The sequence below is a fragment of the Desulfonauticus autotrophicus genome (assembly GCF_055381725.1).
The window spans coordinates 90,218-106,743 of sequence record NZ_AP042395.1 but is presented as its reverse complement, the minus strand read 5'-3'; the positions used below and the strand labels follow the sequence as shown (position 1 = coordinate 106,743).

Genomic DNA, 16,526 nt, shown 5'->3' with positions numbered 1-16,526 from the left:
TTAGTTTACCTCATCTAAAATATCGCCTTTGTAGACCAAGACTTTTACCCCAATTACACCGTAAGTAGTCTTGGCTATGGCAAAACCATAATCCACATCAGCACGCAAAGTTTGCAAAGGGACTCGTCCTTCTCGCTGCCATTCAGTTCTAGCTATTTCCGCTCCACCAAGTCTGCCAGCACAAGAAATCTTAATTCCTTTCACTCCAAACTTCATGGCCAAGCCAATAGCTCGCTTCATGGCCCTACGAAAGGCTACTCTTCTTTCCAGTTGCAAGGCGACATTTTCAGCAATAAGTTGGGCGTCTGTCTCAGGTCTTTTAACTTCTAAGACCTCAATATTAAATTCCCTTTTAAATTTCTTTTGCAATTCTTTGCGCAAATTTTCTATTTCCACGCCCTTACGACCAATCACAATGCCAGGCCTTGCAGTGTTAATAATAACCCTTACCTTATCTGCTGCCCGTTCAATTTCTATTTTAGAAACTCCAGCATGATAGAGCTTCTCTTTTACAAATTTACGAATATGCTTATCCTCATACACAAATTGAGGATAATCAGCCTTTGCATACCAACGGGACAGCCAATTTTTGGTATAACCTAAACGAAAACCGTATGGATGTACTTTCTGACCCAAAACACGCCCTCCTATGCTTCATCTACTATGACAGTTATGTGACTGGTCCTTTTTCTAATATAAAAGGCCCGGCCCATAGCATATGGTTTAATCCTCTTCATTGTAGGACCTTCATTCACAATAACCTGCTTGACGTATAGATTGTCTATATCCAGACTCATATTGTGCTCAGCATTAGCAATGGCAGAGCTAAGCACTTTCTCAATCAATCTAGCAGCTTTTTTGGGCGTAAACTTTAAAATGTTTAAGGCATCCTCTATAGGCTTATTCTTAATAAGTTCAGCCACTAACCTTGCCTTTCTTGGTGAAATTCTCACATATTTCGCAACTGCTTTCACTTCCATGGTTTTTACCCTTTCTTATTTTTTACCCTTACCTTTGCTCTTCTTATCAGCAGCATGGCCATAATAGGTACGGGTAGGAGCAAATTCACCCAATTTATGTCCTACCATATTTTCTGTTACAAACACAGGAATAAACTTACGCCCATTATGGACAGCAAAAGTAAGACCTACCATCTCTGGAATAATTGTGGACCTTCTGGACCAGGTTTTAATTACTTTCTTACTCTTTTCTTGCCGCGCCTTTTCCACTTTTTTCAGCAAGTGATCATCTACAAATGGACCTTTCTTCAGTGATCTAGGCATAACTCACCTCTTATTTGCGCCTTTTTACAATAAACTTACTAGACTGTTTCTTGGGATTTCTTGTTTTATATCCCTTGGTAGGCCAACCCCATGGAGAACAAGGATGCCTTCCACCAGAAGAACGACCTTCACCACCACCCAAGGGGTGATCAATTGGGTTCATGGCCACACCGCGAACCTTAGGTCTCCTTCCCAACCACCTGTTTCTACCAGCCTTTCCTATAGAAATGTTCTCATGGTCCAGGTTGCCTACCTGTCCAACAGTAGCTATGTTTTTACCCAAAACATAGCGAATCTCTCCAGAAGGTAAACGCAAAAGGACATACTTACCTTCTTTGGCCAAAATCTGGGCGTAAGTTCCAGCAGATCTAGCCAACTGCCCGCCTCTTCCGTGAGTCAACTCAATGTTATGTACAACTGTACCCACTGGAATATTTTCTAGAGGCAAAGCATTTCCAGGTTTAATGTCCACATCAGTACCGGCCACCACCTGGTCTCCCACACTCAACCCTACTGGAGCCAAGATATACCTCTTCTCGCCATCCAAATAGGTGAGCAGGGCAATACGGGCACTTCTATTGGGGTCATATTCAATAGCCGTAACTTTGGCTGGAACACCAAACTTATCTCTTTTAAAATCAATCACTCTGTACTTGCGCTTATTTCCGCCACCTCTTCTCCTGGAGGTAACTCTTCCATAATTATTGCGACCACTCTTTTTATTCAGCCCCTTGGTAAGAGACTTTTCTGGGGTTGTCTTGGTTATTTCTTCAAAAGTGGCTACTGTTTGAAAACGTCTTCCAGGAGAGGTGGGTTTCAACTTTCTAATACCCATGATTAAACCCCTTCAAAAAATTCAATTTTATCCCCAGGAGCTAAGGTAACATAAGCTTTCTTTCCACCAGACTTTTTACCTGCTACCCTTCCAAACCTTCTTATCAACCGGGGATGTTTCTTTACTATATTTACCTGCTCTACCCTCACTCCAAAGAGTTCTTCCACTGCAGCCTTGATTTGACACTTATTGGCTTTGGGATGAACCAGAAAAGTCACCTTGTTTTGAGTATCCTTCAAAATGGTGCTTTTTTCGGTTAAAATTGGTTTAATTAAAACATTCGTGATATCCATTTTATCCCAACCTTTCCTGAAGTTTAAGTATGGCTTCCTTTTCTATTACCAATTCAGAGTGCTTCAGAGCATCATAAGTATTTAAAAAATCCTGAGTAAGTACACTTACTCCTGGAACATTTCGAGCAGAAAGCTCAAGGTTGTTATACCTTTCCTGTAAAACAATCAAGGGTTTTTTCACACCCAGATTATTTTTAATCTCTACAAACTTTTTGGTCTTTATTTCTGGCAGTTCAAATTTATCTACTATTTTTAATCTATTCTCTGCCAGTAAAGAACTTAAAGCCATCTTCAGGGCTAATCTTTTAACTTTTTTATTCACCTTAAAGGAGTAATCCCTGGGCTGAGGTCCGTGAATAACAGCACCTCCTCTCCACAAAGGAGAACGGCTGCTGCCAGCCCTGGCTCGTCCTGTACCTTTTTGCCTCCAGGGTTTACGACCGCCACCAGTTATCTTGGCCCTATTTTTAGTGGCTACTGTTCCTTGTCTTTTAGCAGCTAGATGAGCTCTTACTACCAAATGTAAAAGCTCTGGACGCACCTTAACCCCAAAGATATCTTCTCTTAATTCAATTTCACCAACTTCTTGATTAGTCTGAGAATATACTTTTGCCTTAATCATCTCTTCCGCCTCTTAGCTCTGCTTTCGTAGAAATACTAAGCCATTTTTAGGTCCAGGAATATGACCCTTAATCAAAATTACATTTTCTTCTGGTCTTATTCCAACTACTTCTAAGTTACGATAAGTAACCTGTTTATTACCCATATGACCAGCCATTTTCTTACCTTTAAACACCTTGCCAGGATAGGCACACTGGCCAATGGAACCTGGAGCTCTATGAACCTTCTCTGCACCGTGAGTTGCACGAGAGCCACCAAAGCCCCATCTTTTCATAACACCAGCAAACCCCTTACCTTTGGATTTGCCAGTTACACTAACCTTTTCACCAGGCTGAAAAATTTCCACTGTAATATCCTGACCCAACTCAAAATCCTGAACACTATCCAATCTAAACTCTTTAAGGTAGCGAAAAAATCCTCTATTAGCTTTTAAAAAATGTCCTTTTAAAGGTTTATTCACTTTTTTTTCTGGAATCTCTTCAAAAGCAAGCTGAATGGCTTCATAGCCATCTTCTTCTTTAGTCTTCAATTGGATAATAGGACATGGCCCTGCCTGGACAACTGTCACAGGAACTATCGAGCCATCTTCTCCAAAAATCCTAGTCATTCCTAACTTTTTTCCAATTATTCCAAGTCCCTTGTTCATCTTGTCCTCGCCTTATAGCTTTATTTCAACATCAACACCTGCTGGCAAATTAAGTTTGCCTAAGGCATCCACAGTCTGCTGGGTAGGCTCTAAAATATCCAGCAGTCTCTTATGGGTCCTCACTTCAAACTGCTCTCTTGATTTTTTATCCACATGCACAGAGCGATTGACTGTAACTTTATGAATCTTTGTAGGCAAAGGAATAGGGCCCACTACACTTGCCCCTGTATTTCTAGCAGATTCTATAATTTCTGCCACTGCCTTATCTAATATTCTATAATCATAAGCTCTTAGCTTTATTCTTATTCTATCACTAGTCATTGTAACCATAATCCTACTCCAAGATTTCAGTAACTACACCAGCACCTACTGTTCTTCCACCTTCTCTTATCGCAAACCTTAATCCCTTTTCCATCGCTACAGGTGCTATCAACTCTACCTCAAAAGTTGTATTGTCCCCTGGCATTACCATCTCTACTCCCTCTGCCAGAGTAACTACACCTGTAACGTCCGTTGTCCTAAAATAAAACTGAGGCCTGTATCCACTGAAAAATGGAGTATGCCTTCCCCCCTCTTCCTTGGTCAATACGTATACCTCAGCCTTAAACTTCCTATGAGGAGTAATACTTCCTGGCGCTGCCAATACCTGACCACGCTCTACTTCATCCCTCTTAATTCCTCTTAACAATACTCCTACATTATCTCCTGCCTGACCCTGGTCCAATACCTTCCTGAACATCTCCACGCCAGTACATACTGTCTTCTGGGTCTCCCTAAAACCTACTATCTCTACCTCATCTCCTACCTTGATGATCCCTCTCTCTACCCTTCCTGTTACTACTGTACCACGTCCAGAAATGCTAAATACATCCTCTATAGGCATCAAAAAGGGCTTGTCTATATCCCTCTGCGGCTCAGGTATATACTCATCACAGGCTGCCATAAGCTCCAATATGGGCTTCGCCGCCTCATCATCTGCACTCTCTACCTCCAAAGCCTTTAACGCACTTCCCTTAATCACTGGTACATCATCCCCAGGAAACCCATACTTGCTCAGCAATTCCCTTACCTCTAACTCTACCAACTCCAACAACTCAGGATCATCTACCATGTCTACCTTGTTCAAAAATACTACCAAATAAGGTACTCCTACCTGCCTGGCCAACAAAATATGCTCCCTCGTCTGTGGCATGGGACCATCTGTTGCTGCTACCACCAAAATGGCTCCGTCCATCTGCGCAGCACCTGTAATCATGTTCTTAATATAGTCAGCGTGACCAGGACAGTCCACATGCGCATAGTGCCTCTTATCTGTCTCATACTCCACATGCGCAGTCGCTATCGTAATTCCACGCTCCCTCTCCTCCGGTGCCTTGTCTATCTCATCAAAAGGAATATACTCTGCCTCTCCCTTCAATGCCAATACCTTCGTAATCGCCGCTGTCAACGTAGTCTTACCATGGTCAATATGACCTATCGTACCAATATTTACATGCGGCTTCTTCCGCTCAAATTTCGCCTTGCCCATTACCTATACCCCCTGTTTTGCCTTTAAAATTTCTTCTGCCAAATTAGTTGGCACTTTTTCATAGTGATCAAACTTCATTGTATAAGTAGCTCTTCCTTGGGTTTTGGAGCGCAAATCAGTAGCATAACCAAACATATTACTCAAGGGTACATAAGCCCTGATAATTTGAATGCCCATACGAGGCTCTAAACCTAACACTCTTCCTCTGCGGCTATTAAGATCCCCCATTACCTCACCCAGATATTCCTCTGGAGTAAGCACCTCTATGTACATAATAGGTTCTAAGAGAACTGCTCCAGCTTTTTTACAGGCATCCTTAATAGCCATAGAGCCTGCAATGTAGAAAGCCTGCTCTGAGGAATCCACTTCGTGGTAAGAACCAAAAACCAGGTTCACCTTCACATCTACAACTGGATAACCAGCCAACACACCAGCCTTTAAACCATCTACAATACCTTTTTCTACAGCTGGAATATATTCCTTGGGGATCACTCCACCCACAATAGAATTTACAAATTCAAATCCGCCACCTGGCTCTAAGGGTTCTACCTCAATTACCACATGACCATACTGACCACGACCACCACTTTGTTTGATATACTTACCTTCCTGTTTTACAGCCTTTGTAATGGTCTCTCTATAGGCCACTTGAGGTTTACCCACATTAGCTTCCACTTTAAATTCCCGAATAAGGCGGTCAACAATAATCTCTAAGTGCAACTCTCCCATTCCCGCAATCAGGGTTTGCCCCGTCTCTTCGTCTGTGTACACTCTAAAGGAAGGATCTTCCTTAGCCAGTTTTTGCAGGGCATTGCTCAAACTGTCGCGATCATTTTGAGTCTTAGGCTCAATAGCTACTTGGATAACTGGTTCTGGGAATTCAATAGATTCCAGCAATACTGGTCTTTCTGGAGCGCACAAAGTATCTCCTGTAGATGTATCTTTAAGACCTACAGCAGCTACAATATCACCAGCATAAGCTTCTTTGATCTCTTCTCTTTTATTGGCGTGCATCTTAAGAAGCCTTCCAATACGCTCCTTTTTCCCAGAAGTTGCATTCAATACTGTCATTCCAGATTGAATATAACCGGAATAAATACGCAAAAAAGTCAAATGACCAACATAAGGGTCTGTAAACAGCTTAAAGGCTAAAGCACTCAGAGGTTCTTCATCCCTAGCAGCACAAACAATTTCTTCTCCTGTATTAGGATCTACTCCTTTGATAGGAGGAATATCCACAGGAGAAGGCAAATAATCTACCACCGCATCCAAAAGAGGCTGCACCCCTTTATTCTTAAAGGCTGCTCCACAAAGTACAGGACAGATATTGAGATTGATAGTTGCCTTACGAACCGCCTGCCTAATCTCCTCTGGGTTTAACTCTTCTCCACCTAAATACTTTTCCAAAAGCTCTTCATCTTCTTCCGCAATAGCCTCTACCATCACCAAACGCCACTTTTCAGCTTCTTCTTTAAGATCTTCTGGGATCTCGGTGTATTCGTACTTTTTACCCAGAGTTTGATCATCAAAAATCATAGCCTTGCCTTCAATAAGGTCCACTACACCCTTAAAACTTTCTTCTTTCCCAATGGGAATTTGCAAAGGCACAGGCTTAGCTTTGAGGCGATTTTTTATCATATCTACAACTCGATAAAAATCAGCCCCCACTCTATCCATTTTGTTTACAAAGGCGATTCTAGGCACACGATAACGATCTGCCTGTCTCCACACAGTTTCTGACTGAGGCTCTACACCGCCTACAGCACAAAAAACAGCAATGGCTCCATCCAAAACCCGAAGAGCTCTTTCTACTTCTATAGTAAAATCCACATGTCCAGGAGTATCAATAATATTGATACGATGGTTTTTCCAAAAACAGGTAGTAGCAGCAGAGGTAATGGTAATACCTCGCTCTTGCTCCTGCACCATCCAGTCCATGACTGCTTCACCATCATGAACTTCACCTATTTTATGAGATACTCCTGTATAAAATAAAATTCTCTCTGTAGTGGTAGTTTTGCCCGCATCAATGTGGGCCATAATACCAATATTTCTCTGTTTTTCTATACTAACCTGTCTTCCCACCTTCTCACCTACCAACGATAATGAGCAAAAGCCTTATTAGCTTCAGCCATCTTATGAGTATCTTCTTTCTTCTTTATAGCGCCGCCGCGATTATTATAGGCATCGTAAAGCTCTGCAGCCAGTTTTTTTACCATACCCTTTTCACCCCTAGCTCTCGCATACTGCACCAACCAACGAATAGCCAAAGCCTGCTGCCTATCAGGACGAACCTCTACAGGAACCTGATAATTGGCACCACCAACTCTTCTACTCTTTACCTCCAACTGAGGCTTAACATTTTCTAAAGCTTGCTCAAAAGCCTTTAAGGGTTCTTCCCCTACTTTTTCAGCAAACTCCTGCACTGCTTGATAAAAAATCTTTTCAGCAACGCTCTTCTTTCCATCTTTCATCAAAGAATTGATAAACTTGGTTACCAACTTGCTCCCATACAAGGGATCTGGTAACACTTCTCTTTTTGGAACTGGTCCTTTGCGTGGCATCAGCAACTCCCTCTTCTATTATTTAGGTCTTTTTGCACCATAACGTGACCTACTCTTTCTCCTACTATCTACCCCAGCAGTATCCAACGCACCCCTAATAATACGATAACGAATACCAGGTAAGTCCTTTACACGACCACCCTGCACTAAAACAACAGAGTGTTCCTGCAAATTGTGCCCTTCACCCGGGATATAGGTGGTAACTTCAATACCATTGGTCAACCTAACCCTGGCTACCTTTCTCAAAGCAGAGTTAGGCTTTTTGGGGGTAGTAGTGTAAACCCTTACACATACACCTCTTTTCTGAGGACACCCTTGCAAAGCTGGAGTCTTTTTTCTCTTTTCTACCTTTTGTCTTGCTTTACGCACTAACTGATTAATAGTGGGCATAATCCCTCTCTCCTTTTGTAATTCACAGAAACCTAGGATAGGTATTTAAAACTCAACCTCTTGTCAAGCTTTACTCCTTATTCCTGATAAAAAGGTTCATCTTCCAATTCTTTCAGGAATTTATCCGGATCTTCTTCTTGCTCTGGGACCACAATCTCAGACCTAAGATATTTTCTATAGCCAGAGCCTGCAGGAATAAGTCTTCCCACAATAACATTTTCCTTTAATCCTCTTAACCAGTCAACTTTACCCTGCATGGCAGCTTCAGTTAAAACCTTTGTAGTTTCCTGGAAAGAAGCTGCAGAAATAAAGGACTCTGTAGTTAAAGAAGCCTGGGTAATGCCTAAAACAGTGGGCTCAGCATAGGCTGGCTTAAGGCCTTTTTTAATACAACGAGCATTTACTTCCATGAAACGGTGCTTTTCCACCTGTTCCCCTAAAAGGAACCCGGTATCACCTGGATCTGTAATTGTTACTCTCTTTAACATCTGGCGGACGATAATCTCGATATGTTTATCGTTTATATAAACACCCTGACAACGATAAACATCCTGAATTTCCTCTACTAAATACTTGGCCAGATATTTTTCACCTTTAATTTTAAGAATATCATGTAAATCAGGATTACCTTCTGTAATCTTCTCCCCAGCCTCAACAAAATCTCCTTCCTGCACAGTAATATGTTTTCCCTTGGGAATAATATACTCTTTGGGGTCACCAGCCTCTGGGGTAATAATAACTTTTCTCTTACCCTTTTGATCTGGCCCAAAGGAAACATATCCATCTACTTCAGAAATAATTGCCAAATCTTTGGGTTTTCTTACCTCAAAAAGTTCAGCAACTCGAGGTAAACCACCTACAATATCTTTGGTCTTGGAACTTTCTCTAGGCTTACGAGCAATAACATCACCAGGCTGAACTTCATCACCCTCTCTTACCATCAAAATAGAACCCACCGGCAGGACAAATACAGCCTCCATACTGGAACCTGGACGTTTTTTGGGATTACCCTCTTCATCACATACTGAGATACTAGGTTTGTAGTTAGTGGAACGATACTCAATAATGGTCTGAGTGGCTTTTTTGGTGGTTTCATCCACTTTTTCCTGATAAGTTTTACCTTCTATAATATCAGAAAGTCTTACAAAACCACCCACATCAGTAATAAAGGGCTCATTAAAGGGATCCCACTCGGCCAAGATCTGGCCTTTTTTGACCTCTTCACCCTCTTTGACCAGAAGTTTAGCACCTGTGGGTAAGAAATATTTCTCCCTTTCTCTTCCCTGCTCATCCACAATCTTTAATTGTCCACTTTTACCCAAGACCATGAGTTCTCCATTACGATTAGCCACCGTACGCACTCGAGAAAAGACTACCTTACCCTTATTTTGAGCAGATATACTGGATTGCTCAATTTCCTTAGAGGCAGTTCCACCAATATGGAAGGTTCTCATGGTAAGCTGAGTACCAGGCTCACCAATAGACTGGGCAGCAATGAAACCCACAGCTTCTCCCACATTTACCAGATGTCCTCTAGCTAAATCTCGTCCATAACAAAGAGCACAGACACCAAATCTCGTTTTACAGGTGAGGGCTGAACGAATGGTCACAGAATTAATCCCAGCTTCATCAATGAGTTTAGCCTTTTCTTCATCAATAAGACCATTGGCTGGAACAATTACTTCTCCAGTCTCTGGATGCAACACATCATACATGGCAATACGGCCTAAAATGCGCTCACTCAAACGCTCACTAATCTCACCACCTTTTACCAGATGAGTAATCTCCAGCCCATCCACAGTTCCACAGTCATGCTCTGTGACTACTACATCCTGCACTACATCCACCAACCTACGAGTAAGATAACCAGAGTTGGCAGTCTTTAGCGCTGTATCAGCCAGACCTTTTCTAGCACCGTGGGTAGAAGTAAAGTACTGCAACACCGTAAGACCTTCTCTAAAACAAGCGGTAATAGGAGTCTCAATAATTTCACCAGAAGGCTTGGCCATAAGACCACGCATACTGGCTAACTGTCTCATCTGGTCCTTATTACCTCTAGCTCCAGAGTTGGCCATCATAAAAATGGGGTTAAGGCTGATGTTTTCTTCTTCCCTTCCCGTCTTAGGATCTCTTCTAATTTCAGTAGATAACCCTCTCATCATTTCATTAGCTACATCCTGAGTAGCCTTTGTCCAAACATCAACCACCTTGTTGTACTTCTCCGTACGGGTAATAATACCATCTCTGTACTGGGCTTCAATCTCTTGCACAGCCTTTTGCGCTTCAGCCAAAATTTCTTCCTTTCTCTCTGGAATCTTTAAATCCTTGAGTCCAATAGTAACTCCAGCTCTGGTAGCATATTCAAAACCGAGATTTTTTAGTCTATCGCAAAGCAAGACTGTAGCTTTGGTCCCAGCAAGTCTATAGGTCTCACCAACTAAACGAGCAATATTCTTTTTACCCAGCAAACAATTAACCAGTTCAAAAGGAACCTTCTCGGGCAAAAGTTCATTGACAAGAATCCTGCCAGGAGTGGTATTAAAAAGCTTACCACCAATTCTTACCTTGATTCTGGCATGTAAACTAACACACCCAGCATCTAAAGCAGAAATCACTTCTTCTGGAGAAGAAAAGATTTTACCCTCTCCTTGCTCAAAGGAACGCTCCACAGTAAGATAGTAAAGACCCAAAACAATATCCTGAGTAGGTACAATAATAGGAGAACCATTGGCAGGAGAAAGAATATTATTGGTAGACATAATCAGGACACGACACTCTATCTGAGCTTCAATGGAAAGAGGTACGTGCACAGCCATCTGGTCTCCATCAAAGTCTGCATTATAAGCTGTACAAACCAGAGGATGAAGCTGAATGGCCTTACCTTCTACCAAAATGGGTTCAAAAGCCTGAATACCCAAACGGTGTAAGGTTGGAGCACGGTTTAGCAGTACAGGATATTCTTTAACCACTTCTTCTAAAACTTCCCACACCACCACATCCTGGCGCTCCACCATTTTCTTAGCACTCTTAATTGTTGTGGCATATCCCTTTTCTTCCAGCTTGGCATATACAAAGGGCTTAAAGAGCTCCAGGGCCATAATCTTGGGTAAACCACATTGATGTAATTTCAGTTTGGGGCCAACAACAATTACCGAACGACCAGAGTAATCTACACGCTTACCCAATAAGTTTTGTCTAAAACGCCCCTGTTTGCCCTTAATCATATCACTTAAAGACTTTAATGGCCTGCCATTGGTACCTGTAATAGCTCTTCCTCGACGGCCATTATCAAAAAGTGCATCCACTGCTTCCTGCAGCATTCTCTTCTCATTGCGAATAATAATATCTGGAGCACCCAATTCCAACAATCTACGCAAACGATTGTTACGATTAATTACCCTGCGATAAAGATCGTTTAAATCTGAAGTAGCAAACCTTCCACCCTCTAAAGGAACTAAAGGACGCAGTTCAGGAGGAATTACAGGCAAAACTTCTAAAATCATCCACTCTGGTCTATTGCCAGACTCTAAAAAGGCCTCTACGATCTTTAACTGTTTTGCAATTTTTTTCTTTTTAGTCTGTGAACCCGTATCACCTGCTTCTTGCCTTAATTCCTCACGCATCTTTTCCAAATCTAGCTCTTCCAGCAGATACTTAATAGCTTCTGCACCTATACCAACCTTAACTGCTTCATCTCCATAATGTTCCAATACCTGCCAGTACTGCTCTTCAGAAAGAAGTTGTTTTTTCTTTAAATTACTGGGACCTGGGTCTAAAACAATATAATTGTCAAAGTATATAACCTTTTCCAACTCAGCCATGGTCAAGTCTAAAAGTGTGCCAATCTTCGAAGGCAAACTTTTCACAAACCAGATGTGAGCAACAGGTGCAGCTAACTCTATGTGTCCCATCCTCTCTCGTCTAACCTTCGAGGCAATAACTTCTACACCACACTTCTCACAGACAATACCTCTGTGCTTCATGCGTTTATATTTTCCGCAATTACACTCATAGTCCTTTACAGGGCCAAAAATCTTAGCACAAAAAAGACCATCTCTTTCTGGTTTGAAAGTACGATAGTTGATAGTTTCTGGCTTTTTTACTTCACCATAAGACCATTCTCGAATCTTTTCTGGAGAAGCTATCTTTATTTTAATCCCCTTTAAATCCTGGCTGGCTATTGTGGTATCTTCTTCCAAACCAACTTGGGAAAAAAGATCATCTAATGTCATATGCTATCCCTCTTTGGGTGGTTTTAGTTATATTTCTTTTTACTTTTTTTCCTTTTTCATCCAAAATAAGCTGGATATCCAGCCCCAAAGCTCTAAGCTCTTTGACCAAAACATTAAAAGATTCTGGTAAGCCACTTTCCAAGAAATTGTCGTTCTTAACAATCTTTTCGTACATCTTTACTCTACCGGTCACATCATCAGATTTTACAGTCAGAAACTCCTGCAATAAATAAGCAGCACCATAAGCTTCTATGGCCCAGACTTCCATTTCTCCTAGTCTCTGGCCACCAAATTGAGCCTTACCACCTAGGGGTTGCTGAGTAACCAGAGAGTAGGGTCCTGTGGAACGGGCATGAATCTTTTCATCCACCAAGTGGTGAAGTTTTAACATATACATATACCCAACTGTAATTCTATTGGCAAAAGGTTCACCAGTTCTGCCATCGTAAAGCACAGCCTTTCCATCTTCGCTAAGCCCAGCTTTTTCAAACCAACCCCAGAGCTCGTCTTCTTTAGCCCCATCAAAAACCGGACACTTACAAACAATTCCGTCCTTTAAGTTTCGTACTGCTTCTACCAGTTCTTCATCCGAAAGCTCATCCACTAATTTGTCTATTTCCTCAGAAGCAAAAACTTCTTTTACCTCTTGCCTCAATACTTTTAAATCCACTCGCTCCTCAACCATTTTGGCCAGTTGCTCTCCTAACTCCTTAGCTGCCCAGCCCAAATGGGTTTCCATAATCTGTCCAATATTCATACGAGAAGGTACGCCTAGAGGATTCAAGACAATATCTACAGGTGTACCATCAGCAAAAAAAGGCATATCTTCCACTGGCAGGATACAGGAAACAACACCCTTGTTTCCGTGTTTACCAGCCATCTTGTCACCAACACTTAACTTTCTCTTTACAGCAATATAAACCTTTACCATTTTTAAAACACCAGGTGGCAAGTCATCACCTTCTGTAACCTTAGCTCGCTTCTGTTCGTAAATATTTTTAATAAAGCGCACCTGGTTGTCATAGGCATTTAAAAGATCTTTTACCTCTTCGTTAATCTCTTTACTGCTGAAAACTCCATTTAATTTTTTAAGAGGAATCTTTTCCAAAACTTCAAAACTAAGGGGTTTATTGGCTTCAGCTAAAACCTCATTTTTTCTGGTCCCCTTTATAGAAACAGCCAAGTTTTTGCCTTTAACAATCTCCCAGATTCTCTCTCTCATCTGGGCAGTCAAAGCTTTTATGTGCTTGGCTTCTCTGTCATCAAGCTTTCTTAGTTGTTCGGCTTCAATAATTTTGGAACGCTCGTCCTTTTCTCCAGAACGACGATTAAACACCCGAACATTAATAACCGTTCCCTCAATTCCTGGTGGAACCTTTAGAGAAGTATTTTTTACATCCCTGGCCTTGTCTCCAAAAATGGCTCTAAGTAACCTCTCTTCTGGTGTAAGTTGCGTTTCACCTTTAGGAGTAATCTTACCTACCAAGATGTCATCAGGTTTTACATAAGCTCCAATCCTGATAATTCCACTTTCGTCCAGGTTTTTAAGCATATCTTCGCTTACATTGGGGATATCTCGGGTAATCTCCTCAGGTCCCAACTTGGTATCTCGAGCAATCACCTCAAATTCTTCAATATGCACAGAAGTATAGACATCTTCTTTAACCACTCGTTCAGAAATCAAAATGGAGTCTTCGTAGTTATAGCCACACCAGGGCATAAAAGCTACTAACAGGTTTTTACCCAGAGCTAATTCTCCATCCAAAATAGCAGGCCCATCAGCCAAGACATCTCCCTTTTTCACCTTTTGCCCGGGTAAAACCCGTGGACGCTGAGTAAAACAACTATTCTGATTGGATTTATGGAATTTTTGTAGTTCATAATTAACAGTACCAGAGGTTTCAGGATATAAACTTAGGTCATTATAAGAAACCACTACTCTTTCCGCATCCACATATCTAACCACTCCATCACCTTCGGCCAACAAACACATCCCAGAATCTCTGGCCACAATGTCTTCCATTCCTGTGCCCACCAAGGGCAATTCTGGCTTTAACAAAGGTACAGCCTGGCGTTGCATGTTGGATCCCATCAAAGCACGGTTAGCGTCGTCGTGTTCCAAGAAAGGAATCAAAGAAGAAGATACGGAAACAATCTGACTGGGAGAGATGTCCATTAAGGTTACTTCCTCAGGCTTAACCATTGCAAATTCACCGTCCACACGCGCTGAAACCAAGTCATTAATAAAATAACCTTTTTCATCAGTAGGAGCATTGGCCTGAGCAATAACTTCACCTTTTTCTGCAAAGGCATCTAAATACTTAATCTCTTCCGTGACTCTTCCCTCCTTAACCACTTTATAAGGAGTTTCAATAAAACCAAATTCATTTACTCTGGCGTGAGTAGTTAAGGAAACAATAAGACCAATATTAGGACCTTCAGGTGTTTCAATGGGGCAAATACGACCGTAGTGACTGGGATGTACGTCACGCACCTCAAAACCTGCTCTATCCCTACTAAGACCACCAGGACCTAGAGCAGACAGCCTGCGCTTATGGGTAATTTCTGAAAGAGGATTGGTCTGATCCATAAACTGAGAAAGCTGAGAAGTGCCAAAAAACTCCTTTAATACTGCTGATACAGGTTTGGGATTAATGAGGTCATGGGGCATCAAGGTGGCTACTTCTTGCAAGCTCATTCTCTCTTTTATTGCCCTTTCCATGCGTACCAGTCCTATCCTGAACTGATTTTCCACCAGTTCTCCCACAGGTCTTACTCTTCTATTGCCCAGGTGATCTATATCATCTCCAGGAGCATGGGTATCTTTTAAAGTTAGAAGATGTTTAATTACCCTTAAAATGTCTTCATTGGAAAGGGTACGGTAATCCAAAGGTAAGTCCAGTCCCAATCTGGTATTTAATTTATATCTACCTACAGGAGAAAGGTCGTAATAATCAGGATTACGAAATAAATTGTCAAAAAAAGTAGCTGCTATTTCTGGAGTAGGAGGAGCACTGGGGCGCAATTTTTTGTATATCTCAATCTGGGCGTCCAGAGGGTCTTCCACTTTATCTAACATCAAGGTATCACGAATGGAAGAAGATACTTCTAATCCAGAAGTATAAAGAACTTTTACTTCCTTAATGCCAAGTTCAAAAATCTTTTCTACCAAATCATATTCTAAGGCATCTCCACAGGAAGCCAATACTTCTCCGGTTTCAGAATCTATTAAGTCACTGGCTAAATATTGATTATTTAAGAGGTTTAAATCCAGTTCTATTCTATCTATTCCACTGGCAATAATTTGTTTCCAAGCTCTTTTGGTAATGGGTCGTCCTTGCTGAACAATAACCTTTCCTTCTCTATCTACAATATCAGTAACAGCCAGTTCTTTTCTATATTTGTTTTTATCTAAGACTCTAAAGACCTTACCGTCTTCAAAAATAAGGGTTTCCTTGTCATAAAAATAATCTAAAATTTCCTGCCTAGAAAGCCCCAAGGCTTTAAGCAGTAAAGTGGCAGGCATTTTACGCCTACGGTCAATGCGCACATACAAAATATCCTTGTGGTCAAACTCAAAGTCCAGCCAAGAACCACGCATGGGAATAATTCTAGAGCTATAAAGCACTTTACCACTGGAATGTCCTTTACCACTATCGTGTTCAAAAATAACTCCAGGAGAACGTTGAAGTTGATTAACAATAACCCTTTCTGTACCATTAATAATAAAGGTAGCTCTGGGAGTCATTAAGGGCACTGTACCAAAATAAATATCTTGCTCTTTTATATCTCTAATGGTTCTGGCTTCTGTCTCTTCATCTACATCATAAACCACCAATCTTACCTTAATGCGTAAAGGCGCTTCATAGGTAAGACCTTTGGCAATGCATTCATCAACATCATATTTAGGCTTGCCCAATTCATAACTAATAAACTCTAAGGTAGCGGTTTTATTAAAATCCTCTATGGGAAAAACTGAGCGAAAAACAGCCTCTAGCCCCTTTTCTTCTCTGGCTTCTGGAGGAACATCTGCTTGTAAAAAATCCTTATAAGAGTTAAGCTGTAAGGAGAGAAGATGGGGTACAGGAAGATCACATTTAATTCTTCCAAACTTTTTTACCAATCGGACCATTT

14 protein-coding genes are annotated in these 16,526 nt (G+C 41.4%); all 14 read right to left on the bottom strand.

Annotated features, from left to right (window positions below):
• The 14 genes from rpsC to rpoB all read right to left on the bottom strand — a co-directional run bounded on the left by rpsC (position 1) and on the right by rpoB (position 16,524).
• A complete protein-coding gene (gene rpsC / locus ACZ42F_RS00625) occupies positions 1-636 on the bottom strand; it encodes a 30S ribosomal protein S3 (RefSeq protein ID WP_464279366.1) in 636 nt (211 codons plus the stop codon).
• A gap of 11 nt (positions 637-647) precedes the next feature.
• Positions 648-980: a 50S ribosomal protein L22 gene (rplV, locus tag ACZ42F_RS00620; protein WP_029965523.1), complete on the bottom strand. Its 333-nt coding sequence runs from the start codon at positions 978-980 to the stop codon at positions 648-650.
• Between the two features lie 15 nt (positions 981-995).
• Positions 996-1,283 (bottom strand): 30S ribosomal protein S19, encoded by a 288-nt coding sequence (gene rpsS / locus ACZ42F_RS00615; RefSeq protein ID WP_029965522.1) that lies wholly within the window; start codon positions 1,281-1,283, stop codon positions 996-998.
• A 10-nt stretch (positions 1,284-1,293) separates the two neighbouring features.
• Entirely contained in the window at positions 1,294-2,118 is an 825-nt protein-coding gene (gene rplB / locus ACZ42F_RS00610; protein WP_029965521.1) for a 50S ribosomal protein L2, read from the bottom strand.
• 2 nt (positions 2,119-2,120) lie between these two features.
• On the bottom strand, positions 2,121-2,411 hold the full coding sequence (gene rplW / locus ACZ42F_RS00605) for a 50S ribosomal protein L23 (RefSeq protein ID WP_464279365.1): 291 nt from the start codon (positions 2,409-2,411) through the stop codon (positions 2,121-2,123).
• 1 nt (position 2,412) lies between these two features.
• Complete coding sequence (gene rplD / locus ACZ42F_RS00600; RefSeq protein ID WP_464279364.1) at positions 2,413-3,033, bottom strand: 50S ribosomal protein L4; 621 nt, start codon at positions 3,031-3,033, stop codon at positions 2,413-2,415.
• 12 nt (positions 3,034-3,045) lie between these two features.
• Entirely contained in the window at positions 3,046-3,678 is a 633-nt protein-coding gene (rplC, locus tag ACZ42F_RS00595) for a 50S ribosomal protein L3 (protein ID WP_464279363.1), read from the bottom strand.
• A gap of 12 nt (positions 3,679-3,690) precedes the next feature.
• Positions 3,691-4,008: a 30S ribosomal protein S10 gene (rpsJ, locus tag ACZ42F_RS00590; protein ID WP_464279362.1), complete on the bottom strand. Its 318-nt coding sequence runs from the start codon at positions 4,006-4,008 to the stop codon at positions 3,691-3,693.
• Positions 4,009-4,012: 4 nt separating this feature from the next.
• Positions 4,013-5,206, bottom strand: coding sequence for an elongation factor Tu (gene tuf, locus ACZ42F_RS00585; protein WP_464279361.1), 1,194 nt, complete (start codon positions 5,204-5,206; stop codon positions 4,013-4,015).
• Between the two features lie 3 nt (positions 5,207-5,209).
• A complete protein-coding gene (gene fusA, locus ACZ42F_RS00580) occupies positions 5,210-7,291 on the bottom strand; it encodes an elongation factor G (protein ID WP_464279360.1) in 2,082 nt (693 codons plus the stop codon).
• A gap of 8 nt (positions 7,292-7,299) precedes the next feature.
• The gene (gene rpsG / locus ACZ42F_RS00575) at positions 7,300-7,770 is read right to left on the bottom strand and encodes a 30S ribosomal protein S7 (protein WP_464279359.1); all 471 of its coding nucleotides are present in this window, start codon (positions 7,768-7,770) and stop codon (positions 7,300-7,302) included.
• Positions 7,771-7,788: 18 nt separating this feature from the next.
• Positions 7,789-8,160: a 30S ribosomal protein S12 gene (gene rpsL / locus ACZ42F_RS00570; protein ID WP_464279358.1), complete on the bottom strand. Its 372-nt coding sequence runs from the start codon at positions 8,158-8,160 to the stop codon at positions 7,789-7,791.
• Positions 8,161-8,237: 77 nt separating this feature from the next.
• Positions 8,238-12,392 (bottom strand): DNA-directed RNA polymerase subunit beta', encoded by a 4,155-nt coding sequence (rpoC, locus tag ACZ42F_RS00565; RefSeq protein WP_464279357.1) that lies wholly within the window; start codon positions 12,390-12,392, stop codon positions 8,238-8,240.
• Positions 12,379-16,524 (bottom strand): DNA-directed RNA polymerase subunit beta, encoded by a 4,146-nt coding sequence (gene rpoB, locus ACZ42F_RS00560; RefSeq protein ID WP_464279356.1) that lies wholly within the window; start codon positions 16,522-16,524, stop codon positions 12,379-12,381. The genes rpoC and rpoB overlap by 14 nt, the downstream gene beginning before the upstream one ends.
• Positions 16,525-16,526: the final 2 nt, after the last annotated feature.

Bases quoted from the DNA above. Each gene is read 5' to 3' on its own strand.
- rplD (WP_464279364.1), bottom strand. From the start codon at position 3,033: ATGATTAAGGCAAAAGTATATTCTCAGACTAATCAAGAAGTTGGTGAA.
- rpsJ (WP_464279362.1), bottom strand. From the start codon at position 4,008: ATGGTTACAATGACTAGTGATAGAATAAGAATAAAGCTAAGAGCTTAT.
- rplV (WP_029965523.1), bottom strand. From the start codon at position 980: ATGGAAGTGAAAGCAGTTGCGAAATATGTGAGAATTTCACCAAGAAAG.
- rpsS (WP_029965522.1), bottom strand. From the start codon at position 1,283: ATGCCTAGATCACTGAAGAAAGGTCCATTTGTAGATGATCACTTGCTG.
- rpsL (WP_464279358.1), bottom strand. From the start codon at position 8,160: ATGCCCACTATTAATCAGTTAGTGCGTAAAGCAAGACAAAAGGTAGAA.
- rplC (WP_464279363.1), bottom strand. From the start codon at position 3,678: ATGAACAAGGGACTTGGAATAATTGGAAAAAAGTTAGGAATGACTAGG.
- rpsG (WP_464279359.1), bottom strand. From the start codon at position 7,770: ATGCCACGCAAAGGACCAGTTCCAAAAAGAGAAGTGTTACCAGATCCC.
- tuf (WP_464279361.1), bottom strand. From the start codon at position 5,206: ATGGGCAAGGCGAAATTTGAGCGGAAGAAGCCGCATGTAAATATTGGT.
- rpoC (WP_464279357.1), bottom strand. From the start codon at position 12,392: ATGACATTAGATGATCTTTTTTCCCAAGTTGGTTTGGAAGAAGATACC.
- rpoB (WP_464279356.1), bottom strand. From the start codon at position 16,524: ATGGTCCGATTGGTAAAAAAGTTTGGAAGAATTAAATGTGATCTTCCT.
- rplW (WP_464279365.1), bottom strand. From the start codon at position 2,411: ATGGATATCACGAATGTTTTAATTAAACCAATTTTAACCGAAAAAAGC.
- rplB (WP_029965521.1), bottom strand. From the start codon at position 2,118: ATGGGTATTAGAAAGTTGAAACCCACCTCTCCTGGAAGACGTTTTCAA.